Source organism: Geodermatophilus sp. SYSU D01186, from assembly GCF_054050215.1.
Window position 1 is genome coordinate 55515 of the sequence record NZ_JBJGYW010000030.1, and the last position, 10038, is coordinate 65552.

Annotated in this window: 12 protein-coding genes; 4 read left to right on the forward strand and 8 right to left on the reverse strand. The window is 75.8% G+C overall.

Going from position 1 to position 10038, the window contains the following annotated elements:
- Position 1 precedes the first annotated feature (1 nt).
- From ACI784_RS19800 to ACI784_RS19830, 7 genes are all read right to left on the reverse strand, one after another.
- The gene (locus tag ACI784_RS19800) at positions 2 to 865 is read right to left on the reverse strand and encodes a DUF3159 domain-containing protein (protein WP_457014608.1); all 864 of its coding nucleotides are present in this window, start codon (positions 863 to 865) and stop codon (positions 2 to 4) included.
- Positions 862 to 1239 carry an OB-fold nucleic acid binding domain-containing protein gene (locus ACI784_RS19805; protein ID WP_456924601.1) on the reverse strand — a complete coding sequence of 126 codons (378 nt, stop codon included), beginning with the start codon at positions 1237 to 1239 and terminating at the stop codon, positions 862 to 864. Before ACI784_RS19805 ends, ACI784_RS19800 begins: the two co-directional genes overlap by 4 nt.
- Positions 1236 to 2039 carry an alpha/beta hydrolase family protein gene (locus ACI784_RS19810; RefSeq protein ID WP_456924602.1) on the reverse strand — a complete coding sequence of 268 codons (804 nt, stop codon included), beginning with the start codon at positions 2037 to 2039 and terminating at the stop codon, positions 1236 to 1238. The genes ACI784_RS19805 and ACI784_RS19810 overlap by 4 nt, the downstream gene beginning before the upstream one ends.
- Positions 2036 to 2752 carry a DUF3710 domain-containing protein gene (locus ACI784_RS19815; protein ID WP_457014609.1) on the reverse strand — a complete coding sequence of 239 codons (717 nt, stop codon included), beginning with the start codon at positions 2750 to 2752 and terminating at the stop codon, positions 2036 to 2038. The genes ACI784_RS19810 and ACI784_RS19815 overlap by 4 nt, the downstream gene beginning before the upstream one ends.
- Before the next feature lies 1 nt (position 2753).
- Positions 2754 to 3254 carry a dUTP diphosphatase gene (dut, locus tag ACI784_RS19820; RefSeq protein WP_457014610.1) on the reverse strand — a complete coding sequence of 167 codons (501 nt, stop codon included), beginning with the start codon at positions 3252 to 3254 and terminating at the stop codon, positions 2754 to 2756.
- Between the two features lie 36 nt (positions 3255 to 3290).
- Positions 3291 to 4193, reverse strand: a complete 903-nt coding sequence (locus tag ACI784_RS19825) for a hypothetical protein (protein WP_457014611.1) — start codon at positions 4191 to 4193, stop codon at positions 3291 to 3293.
- A gap of 88 nt (positions 4194 to 4281) precedes the next feature.
- A complete protein-coding gene (locus tag ACI784_RS19830; RefSeq protein ID WP_097206154.1) occupies positions 4282 to 4584 on the reverse strand; it encodes a DUF4193 domain-containing protein in 303 nt (100 codons plus the stop codon).
- A gap of 303 nt (positions 4585 to 4887) precedes the next feature.
- Here ACI784_RS19830 and ACI784_RS19835 point away from each other — a divergent pair, with 303 nt between their 5' ends.
- Together ACI784_RS19835 and ACI784_RS19840 are read left to right on the forward strand one after the other, a co-directional pair.
- The gene (locus tag ACI784_RS19835) at positions 4888 to 5934 is read left to right on the forward strand and encodes a phosphotransferase family protein (protein ID WP_456924606.1); all 1047 of its coding nucleotides are present in this window, start codon (positions 4888 to 4890) and stop codon (positions 5932 to 5934) included.
- A 61-nt stretch (positions 5935 to 5995) separates the two neighbouring features.
- Entirely contained in the window at positions 5996 to 6544 is a 549-nt protein-coding gene (locus ACI784_RS19840; protein WP_456924607.1) for a LytR C-terminal domain-containing protein, read from the forward strand.
- A 15-nt stretch (positions 6545 to 6559) separates the two neighbouring features.
- On the opposite strand, the gene ACI784_RS19845 is transcribed toward ACI784_RS19840, so the two are convergent.
- Positions 6560 to 7372 carry an inositol monophosphatase family protein gene (locus ACI784_RS19845; protein ID WP_457014612.1) on the reverse strand — a complete coding sequence of 271 codons (813 nt, stop codon included), beginning with the start codon at positions 7370 to 7372 and terminating at the stop codon, positions 6560 to 6562.
- A gap of 60 nt (positions 7373 to 7432) precedes the next feature.
- On the opposite strand from ACI784_RS19845, the gene ppgK reads away from it, so the two are divergent.
- A complete protein-coding gene (gene ppgK, locus ACI784_RS19850) occupies positions 7433 to 8176 on the forward strand; it encodes a polyphosphate--glucose phosphotransferase (protein ID WP_456924609.1) in 744 nt (247 codons plus the stop codon).
- 304 nt (positions 8177 to 8480) lie between these two features.
- Complete coding sequence (locus tag ACI784_RS19855; protein ID WP_457014613.1) at positions 8481 to 9845, forward strand: RNA polymerase sigma factor; 1365 nt, start codon at positions 8481 to 8483, stop codon at positions 9843 to 9845.
- The last annotated feature ends 193 nt before the right edge of the window (positions 9846 to 10038 follow it).

The window sequence follows — 10038 nt, forward strand, 5'->3', positions numbered from 1 at the left end:
CTCAGGCGGCCGGCCGCTCCGGATCGGCCTCCTCCCGGCCCTCCGGCACCGCGCGGTGCCGGTGCAGCCGGGCCACGACCCACAGGGTCACGACGACCTCCACGGCGGTGACCGGCAGGCCGAGCACCAGGGACGCGGTGCCGAGCAGCTCCACCTCGTCGGCCCGGTAGAGCACGTACTGGACGACGGCCCGCGCCAGGAACGTCGCCCCCCACAGCAGCGTCAGCCAGGAGTAGGCGCGCACCATGCGCGGGTCCTCCCGCCAGTGCCGCTCCGGCTCGGGGTCGGCCGGCCGGGCACCGGTCCCGGGGTCCGGCGGCGGCCGGTGGTGGAGGGTGGCGCTGACCCGGCCGATCCGCTGCCGCAGCCCCGGCAGGGAGTGCGAGGCCATCGCCCCGAGGTGGCTCGGCGCGAGGAACTCCGCGAGGACGCCGACCAGCGGCCAGCGCACGGCGATCGAGCCGACCAGCACCACACCGAGGGCCACGTTGCGGATCAGCCCCGGCACGAAGAAGTCGCGCGCCTGACCGGAGACCGCGGCGATGCCCACGGCGATGGCGACCCCGAACAGGCCGCTCACGGCCTGCTGGATGCTCTCGCGGCGCACCAGCCGCAGCGCGAAGACCAGGACGGCGGCGCCGACCGCCGCCCAGATCCCGGCCCGCAGCCCGCCGACGGAGTTCCCGACGATGAAGGCGATCGTGGGCAGCGAGGCGTCGACCATGCCGCGCCAGCCACCGAGCTGCTCCAGCACCAGGTGCCGGTCGAACGCGACGGCGCCGGGCTCGGCCGGTGCACCCGCCGCAGGCTGACCGCCGGGCTCGCCCGGCCCGGGACGCCCCTCCCCCTCGGGCGCAGCCGTCACCCGGCGCTCAGCTCGTACCGGGGGTTGTAGATGACCTGCCGGCCGTCGAACGAGGCGAACCGGCCGTGGGCGCTGAGCGTGCGCCCGGGCTCGATGCCCGGGATCCGCCGCCGGCCGAGCCAGACGAGCGTCACCGACCCGGAGCCGTCGAAGAGCTCGGCCTCGAGGGTGGGCACGGTCTCGCGCGGGGTGTAGACGACGGACTTGAGCCGGCCGGTCACGGTGACCACCTCACCCTTGCGGCAGGCGCTGACCGCCTCGCAGCCGGCGCTCACCGCACCCTCGCGCAGCCGCTCGGCGTCGATGGTCTGGTCGTCGGCGGTCAGGCGCTGCAGGGTGCGCGCCAGCCAACCGCCCGAACGGGTCTCCGTCACGGTCCCAGCGTAGATCCGTCGCGCGCGGGCGCGGCGCGCTCCCGCAGCCACGTGCGGACCAGTGCCCACGGCGCGCCGTCGGGGTCGATCAGCCCCATGTGGTCGCCGTCCACCCAGCGGACCTCCACCGGCACGCCGGCTGCCGCGGCGGCCGCCGCGTAGCGCGTGCTCTGCCCCGGCGGGACGTCCTCGTCGTCCGTGCCGTGCACGCAGAGGAGGTCCACGCCGGCCGGCACCAGCCGCACCGGGTCGGCGACGGCGTACCGGTCGGGGGCCTCGTCCGGCTCCGCGCCCAGCAGGCCCTGCACCGCGCCGTCACCCATCCGCTGTGCGGCGGCCACCTGCAGGTCGAGGACGCCGGCCTGCAGCACCGCGGCGCGCACCGGCACCCGCGGCCGCGCGCCCGGGGCGCCGTCGGGCAGCCGCTCCCGCCCGGCCACCCACGCGGCGAGGTGGCCGCCGGCGGAGTGGCCGACGACCGTGACGTCGTCCAGGTCCAGCCGGCCGGCGCCCGCGCCGTCGGCGAGGTCGGCCAGCGCGTCGACGGCGGCGGCGACGTCCTCGAGGGTGACCGGCCACCCGCCACCGGCGCCCACCCGGCGGTACTCCACCGCGACCGCGGCGAAGCCGGCCGCGGCGAGGTCGGCGGCCAGTGGCCGGGCCAGCTCGATGCCGTAGGGAGCGCGCCAGAACCCGCCGTGCAGCACGACGACGACCGGCGCGCGCCCCGAGCCGGCCGGGAGCGTCAGCTCGAGGAACTGGTCGGGGTGCGGGCCGTAGGCGACCTGCGCGGTGCTCACGCGCCGGGGGCCGGCGGCGTCGGGGCGCCGCCCTGCCGCCGGGCCGCCTGCTGGGCGGCCACCTGCGCCGCGGCCTGCGGGGGCAGCGTCAGCGGCAGCTGCTCGCGGACCGGCATCGGCTCGTTGCCCCGGACGACGACGATCCGCCGGAACGCCTCCTCCAGCTGCGCGGCCGCCTCGGGGGTCTCCGCGGCGGGGCCGCTGAGCAGCCCGCGCAGGAACCAGCGCGGGCCGTCGACGCCGAGGAACCGGGCCGCCCGGCGCACCGGCTTCGGCGCCGGCTGCCCCTGTGGTGCGGGCTGGGCCACCAGGATCGTGCCGGCCAGCTCGGGGCCGAACGGTCCGTCCACCTCCCGGAGGGACCCGCCCTGGCCCGACGCGCTGCGGGCCAGGTCTGCCCGGACGTCGTCCCAGATGCCGCCGGCGCGCGGCGCGGCGAACGCCGACACCTGCAGCATGGACTCGCCCGCACGCAGGGTCGCGCCGATCACCTTCTGCTGGGCGTTGACGTCGACCCGCAGCTCCATGCCGGGCACCGCGGGCAGTCGCAGCGACCCCAGGTCGATGCGGGCCACGCCGTCCTGCGGCGCGTCGGCCTCGTCCCACGGCCCCGAGGTCGCCTCGACCTCCCGGGGGCGGTGCTGCGGCTCGGGGGGCACCCCGCGCTCCCGCAGGCTGCGGTCGATCCGGTTCCGTCGCCGTCCGAACGGCATGTCAGCTGAGTCCCTTCGACGATGCCCTCCCGTGGCCCCCGGTGGAGCCGTGGCCGCCGGCCCCGCGGGCGCTGTCGGGCAGCTGCTCCACCGGGACGAACCGGGCCCGCGCCACCGGCTGCACGACCAGCTGCGCGACGCGGTCGCCGCGGCGGAGGGTGAGCGGGGTGGTGGGGTCCAGGTTGACCAGGTTGACCTTGATCTCGCCGCGGTAGCCCGCGTCGATCGTCCCCGGCGCGTTGACCAGGCTCAGGCCCAGCCGGTGGGCCAGGCCCGACCGGGGGTGCACGAAGCCGGCGTAGCCCTCGGGGATCGCCACGGCCACCCCGGTGCCGACCAGGGCCCGCTGGAACGGGGCCAGCTCGAGGTCCTCGGCGATGGCGAGGTCCGCGCCGGCGTCCCCGGGCAGGGCGTAGCTCGGGACGGTGTCCTCCGGGGAGGTCAGCCGCACCGGCACCTCGACCTCGAGGACGACGGGGTGGGGCACGGCGGGGTCGGGCACGTCGGCGACCTTAACCGCGCGGGAGCCGGACCGGCGTCAGGTGCGGGGACGCCGCAGGTCGGCGAGCACCCGACGGGCCAGGTCCTCCGTGCCCCTGCGGTTGCCCCGGCCGCCGAGCGCCGCCCCGACGAGGAACGGCGCCGCCGCGGGGACGCTGCGCGCCAGACGGCGGGTCATGCGGTGGCGCAGCGCCCGCAGGCCCGCGCCGCCGAGAAGCACGCCCAGCCCGGGCACGACCGAGTCGTCGACGGCCCGCTGCTCCGACCAGCTGGACAGGTAGGCCAGCGCGCGGGCCCGGGCGTCGCCGGGCGCCGGGCGGCCGTACAGCTCGTGCAGCTCACCGATGAGCACCACCTCCACCGCGGCGGTGAGCACCGTCTCGGCGCCCAGCCCCAGCGGCACGGCCACCAGGGACGGCGGCGCCACCCAGGAGGCCGCGGAGAGACCCCCGGTCGCTGCACCGACGCCCCCGGTCAGCCGGGCTGCCCGGGCGACCAGGGCGTCGGCGATCTCGTCGTCGCTCGCCCCCGGGTACGCCTGGCGCAGTCGCCCGGCGTCCCGGATGGGCAACCTCGGCACGGCGGCGGTGAGCAGGTCGCCGAGGATCGCGCCGGGTGCCTTCGCCGGCCCCGGCTCCGCGGTGGTCGCACCGCCGGACGGCGCGGCACGGCCGCCCAGGTTGCCGGCGGCGGCCGCGACCGCGGAGACGACGTCGCGCAGGGTCGAGGACGCCGACCGCCGTCCGTCGCCGGCCGCTGCGGCGTCCCCGTCCCGGGCCGTCGCCCCGCCGAGCAGCCCGGAGACCGCGTCGGCCAGGACCCGCCCGGCGCGGCTCAGGGGGCTCTCCTCCGCCGGCGTCGCGGCGGAGCCGCTCGCCGTGACGGGCCGCGGCGGCGGGACGTCGCGCACCGCGCCGGTGCGCTGCTGGTCCTGGGTCATGCGTCTCCTACCGTCGAGTGCCCTGACTGCCCCTCCCCGGCCCCCTGCAGGGTCCGTCGCGCGCCTGCGAGGGGCGGGGGGTCCTTCCTCAGGCGGCGCAGTCGCGGCAGAACAGCTGGTCGCCACGGGTGGCGGCCAGCCGGCTGCGGTGCTGCACGAGGAAGCAGCGGGAGCAGGTGAACTCGTCCTCCTGCTTGGGGAGGACGCGGACGGTGAGCTCCTCGTTGGACAGGTCCGCGCCGGGGAGCTCGAGGTTCTCGTTGAAGTCCGTCTCGTCGACGTCGACCGACGAGGACTGCGCCTCGGCTCGCCGCGCCTTGAGCTCCTCGAGCGAGTCCTCGCCGAGCTCGTCGGCCTCGTTGCGGCGCGGGGCGTCGTAGTCGGTGGCCATGGGGTGTGCCCCTCCTCCGGGGTTCTCGCGGGCGTCGGCGCCCGCATCGTCTGACAGCGGTGCCGGGGGCGCCGCCGTCCTGGCCGGTCGCCGGGGCGACCGGGGGTCTGCAGACCGGCGCCCGCTGCTCGGGCACCGGCCGGGTGCTGCGGACCGCGCCGCCGTCCGATGGACGACGGTGGTCCGTCGGCGGACCCCCCAACGTCGCGCGGTCTCCGTTTGTGCCCGGCTCACGACGGGTCGAACACATCGGCGCCGGATCGGCCGGGAGGGCCGCGGAGCGCCAGAGGTTACCCTGCGCCCGTGTCGACTCCCGTGGGTGCTGACCCGGCCGTCGTCGGGCCCTACCTGGCCTCCGTCCTCGGCGACGACCGCTGGCGATCGGTGCGCCTCGACCTCGTCGCCGCCGGTATGTCCAACCTCACCTACGTGGTGAGCCCGGACGGCGGCGCTCCCGGGGAGTCGGTGATCCTCCGGCGGCCGCCGACGGGGGCCGTGCTCGCCACCGCCCACGACATGGCGCGCGAGCACCGCGTCATCACCGCGCTCGGCCCCACCCCCGTACCCGTGCCGCGGACGCTGCACCTGTGCACCGACACCGCGGTCCTCGGTGCGCCCTTCTACGTCATGGAGCGCGTGGACGGCCTGCACGTCGTCGACGAGATCCCGCCCGGCTACGCCGACGAGCCCGGTCAACGGCGGCAGATCGGCGAGGGCCTGGTCGACGTCCTGGCCGACCTGCACTCGGTGGACCCGCAGGCAGTGGGCCTCGGCGACTTCGGCCGACCCGAGGGGTTCATGGCCCGGCAGGTGCGCCGCTGGACGCAGCAGTGGGAGGCCACCCGCGACCAGGACCGCCCCGGACTGGACGCCCTCGCCGCCCGGTTGGCGCAGACGGTGCCGGCGACGCAGCGGGACGGCGTCGTCCACGGCGACTTCCGGCTGGACAACTGCCTGCTCGACCCCGACCGGCCCGGCGGCATCCGCGCGGTGCTGGACTGGGAGATGTCGACCCTGGGCGACCCGCTGGCCGACCTCGGCATGCTGCACGTCTACTGGCCGCAGGCCGGCGAGGAGAGCGTCGCCGGTCAGAGCAGCGTGACCGCGCTGCCGGGCTTCCCCAGCCGCGCGGAGGTCGCCGAGCGCTACGCGTCGCGCACCGGCCTGGACCTCACCGACCTCAACTGGTACGTCGGGTTCGCCTACTTCAAGTTCGCCGCGATCGTCGCCGGCATCGTCGCCCGGTCCCGCGCGGGGGCGATGGCCGGCAAGGACACCTCCGGCTACGCCGAGCGCATCGACCCGTGCGTGGAGCGGGGACGCGCCGCACTGGACGACGGTGCGATCTAGGGCCCCGGACCGGCCCTAGACTCCCGCCGACCCGCCAGCCCTCCGAGGGGGAGAAGAGCCCGTGAGCGCGCCGCCGACCGACCGTCCCGCGGTGCGTCCCCGCAGCGGCCGGCGACCGATCCCGCCGTTGATCTTCCTGCTCGTGCTGGCGCTGGCCGCGCTGGCGGTGTGGTGGAACGTCCTCCAGGACCAGGAGGACCGTGACGCGGCCCAGGCGGCGGCGTGCACCACCGCGTCGGCCGCTCCCCCGTCGCTGGACCCGACCACGGTGTCGGTCCGGGTGTTCAACGCGACCGACACCGCCGGGCTGGCGCAGTCGGTGGCCGCGGACCTCCAGGGGCGCGGCTTCGTCGTCGAGGAGGTCGCCAACGACCCCACCGACCGCGAGGTGACCGGCGTCGGGGAGGTCCGGCACGGCCCGCGGGGCACCGACGCCGCGGCCTACCTCGGGCTGTTCCTCCGGGACGCCGGCGACTACCTCGACACCCGTGCCACGGCGCAGGTCGACCTGGTGATCGGCCCGGAGTTCGTCTTCCCCGACAGCCTCGCCACCCCCGAGCAGGTGGCGGCCGCGCTCCGCACCGCCTCCAGCGCCGCGGCCGCCTGCTGAGGTGAGCCCGCCGCGTCAAGCGGCGTGCAGCCGGTCCAGCAGGGCGACGAACTCCTCGGCCACGGACGGCGCCACGGCGATGCCCAGGGGGTCGCCGAACGGGCGGCCCGGCAGGCCGGTGACCACGACCCCGGCCTCGGCGGCGACGAGCGCGCCGGCGGCGAAGTCCCACCGGTTGAGGTGCAGCTCGTAGTAGGCGTCGACGCGCCCGGCCGCCACGGTGCACAGGTCGAGCGCGGCCGACCCGAGCCGGCGGATGTCGCGGACGTGCGGCAACAGCGCAGCCACCACCGCGCCCTGCGCCCGGCGCTGCTCGGCGCGGTAGCCGAACCCCGTGGCGACCAGCGCCTGCTCCAGGGACGCCGGCCGGCTGCCGCCCAGCGCGACCGGGTCGGCGCCCGGCACCGTGAGGTGCGCGCCGCCGCCCTCGGTCGCCGAGTAGAGCTCGCCGGTGGCGACGTTGAGCACCGCCCCGGCCCGCACCCGCCCGTCCACCTCGGCGGCGATCGACACCGCGTACGCCGGCAACCCGTAGACGAAGTTCGTCGTGCCGTCGATCGGGTCGACGATCCAGCGGACCCCGCTGCTGCCGGTGCGCACGGCGCCCTCCTCGCCGAGCAGCCCGTCGTCCGGCCGCGCGGCGAGCAGCCGCGTCACGACCAGCTCCTCGCAGGCCTTGTCCACGGCGGTGACCATGTCGACGGGGCTGGACTTCACGTCCACGTGCTCGGCGGCCGAGGCGCGACCGCGGGCGACCAGGCCGGCGGCCTCCCGGGCCGTGGCGACGGCGAGGTCGAGCAGGGCTGCGGGCTCGGGCGAGGCGGTCACGATCCCGATCCTGCCCGAGCGGACCTGACGCGCGCGGCACGCGGTCACTACCCTGACCGCGTGCTGGGCTTCGGGGTGGACATCGGTGGTAGCGGGATCAAGGGGTGCCTGGTCGACCTGGACAAGGGCGAGCTCCAGGGCGAGCGGCTGCGCATCGAGACACCCCAGCCCTCGCATCCGGAGCCGGTCTACGACGTGGTCGCGCAGATCGTGGACCACTTCGGCTGGGAGGGGCGGATCGGGGTGACCTTCCCCGGCGTCATGAAGCACGGCATCGTGCACACCGCCGCCAACGTCGACAAGAGCTGGCTGGGCACGCATCTGGCCGAGGGCCTGGCCGGCCGGATCCCGGGCACCGTGCAGACGCTCAACGACGCCGACGCCGCCGGGTTCGCCGAGATGCGCTACGGCGCCGGCCGCGACAAGAAGGGCGTGGTGCTGATGCTCACGTTCGGCACCGGCATCGGCAGCGCCCTGTTCACCGACGGCGTCCTCGTGCCCAACACGGAGTTCGGCCACATCCAGGTCGACGGCGAGGACGGCGAGAAGCGTGCCTCCGCGTCCGCTCGCGACCGGGAGGACCTCAGCTACCCGCAGTGGGCCAAGCGGGTCGACCGCTACCTCGACGTCCTGGAGGCGAGCGTCTGGCCGGACCTCATCATCGTCGGCGGCGGGGTGAGCAAGAAGGCGCACAAGTGGGTGCCGCTGCTGTCCACGCGCACCCCCGTCGTCCCCGCCCAGCTGCTCAACGACGCCGGCATCGTCGGCGCCGCGCTCGCCGCCGAGGAGCGCATCGGGCAGTGAGCCCGGCTCCAGGTCCGCGCACGCGGCCGGGGCACCACGGAGCGTGGGGACACTCCCACCCCGGCGTCGCACCCGTGCGAGCGATCCCCGCAGCTCCGCAACGGTGGTTTCGTCGAGGAGCGTCGTTACAATGGACGAGCCCCGCGCCGTCGCTCCCCAGCCGAGAGGCATCCCCCACCCGCGCACCGGTCAAACCCGGGCCCGGTCTGCTGGGACCCCTCCCGCTCCGGACGCCGGCCGAGGCCGCTGCCCGGGGACCAGACGGCCCCCCGGGGAACGCACCCAGCACGGGAAGGAACCCTGAGTGCCCGCCGACCAGCCAGCACCGGAAGCCGCAGCGAGCACCCCGGGTCGCTCCAGGGCGGTTGCCGCCGCCCCTCGGACCACCCGGACCAGCGCACCGGTATCCGCGGGTACCGCCTCGGCCAGCCCGGCCAAGGCCCCCGCTCGCAAGAAGGCAGCGGCGAAGACCACCGCCGCCAAGGGCAAGCCCAGCATCACGCCGTCGCCGGGCACCGGTGAGGGCGCCGTGCTGACCGCCGTGGCCACCGACGACTCCGCCGTCGCGGTCGTCGACGGGGGCGAGGGCCTCAAGCTCGACGAGACCGTCGTCGCCGGGCCCGACGGCGTCGCCGTCGAGGCCGCCGCCGAGGAGGAGGCCGCCGCGGCCGAGGGCGGCGACTTCGAGTGGGACGACGAGGAGGAGTCCGAGGCGCTGCGGCAGGCCCGCAAGGACGCCGAGCTCACCGCCTCGGCCGACTCGGTCCGCGCCTACCTCAAGCAGATCGGCAAGGTCGCCCTGCTCAACGCCGAGGAGGAGGTCGACCTCGCCAAGCGGATCGAGGCCGGCCTCTACGGCGCCGAGCGGCTGCGCCAGGCCGAGGAGGAGGGCCAGAAGCTCTCCCCCCAGATGCGCCGCGACCTCAACTGGATCGTCCGCGACGGCGAGCGGGCCAAGAACCACCTGCTGGAGGCCAACCTCCGCCTCGTGGTCTCCCTCGCCAAGCGCTACACCGGCCGCGGCATGGCGTTCCTGGACCTCATCCAGGAGGGCAACCTCGGCCTGATCCGCGCGGTCGAGAAGTTCGACTACACCAAGGGCTACAAGTTCTCCACGTACGCCACCTGGTGGATCCGGCAGGCGATCACCCGCGCCATGGCCGACCAGGCCCGCACCATCCGCATCCCGGTGCACATGGTCGAGGTCATCAACAAGCTCGGCCGCATCCAGCGCGAGCTGCTCCAGGACCTCGGGCGCGAGCCGACCCCGGAGGAGCTGGCCAAGGAGATGGACATCACCCCGGACAAGGTGCTGGAGATCCAGCAGTACGCCCGGGAGCCCATCAGCCTCGACCAGACCATCGGCGACGAGGGCGACAGCCAGCTCGGTGACTTCATCGAGGACTCCGAGGCCGTGGTCGCCGTCGACGCCGTGAGCTTCACGCTCATGCAGGACCAGCTGACCAGCGTCCTGCAGACGCTGTCGGAGCGGGAGGCCGGCGTCGTCCGGCTGCGGTTCGGCCTCACCGACGGCCAGCCGCGCACCCTCGACGAGATCGGCCAGGTCTACGGCGTGACCCGCGAGCGGATCCGGCAGATCGAGTCCAAGACGATGTCGAAGCTGCGCCACCCGAGCCGGTCGCAGGTGCTGCGCGACTACCTCGACTAGGTCCGGGCGCGACGACGGAGGCCCCCCGAGCGGAGACGCTCGGGGGGCCTTCGTCGTCCCGGGCCCCTAGACGAGTAAGTCCTATCGGCGGGCAGGGCCGAAGGGCGCTGTAGGCGCAGGCGGAGGGTGCCCAGGCTCGGGGTGTGAGAACCGACCTAAACACCCTCCTGACCGCACTGTATGTCTGGATCGA

What these genes read in the sequence shown, in the direction of transcription:
- ACI784_RS19815 (WP_457014609.1), bottom strand. Translation starts at nt 2,752, where the DNA reads ATGCCGTTCGGACGGCGACGGAACCGGATCGACCGCAGCCTGCGGGAG.
- ACI784_RS19825 (WP_457014611.1), bottom strand. Translation starts at nt 4,193, where the DNA reads ATGACCCAGGACCAGCAGCGCACCGGCGCGGTGCGCGACGTCCCGCCG.
- ACI784_RS19830 (WP_097206154.1), bottom strand. Translation starts at nt 4,584, where the DNA reads ATGGCCACCGACTACGACGCCCCGCGCCGCAACGAGGCCGACGAGCTC.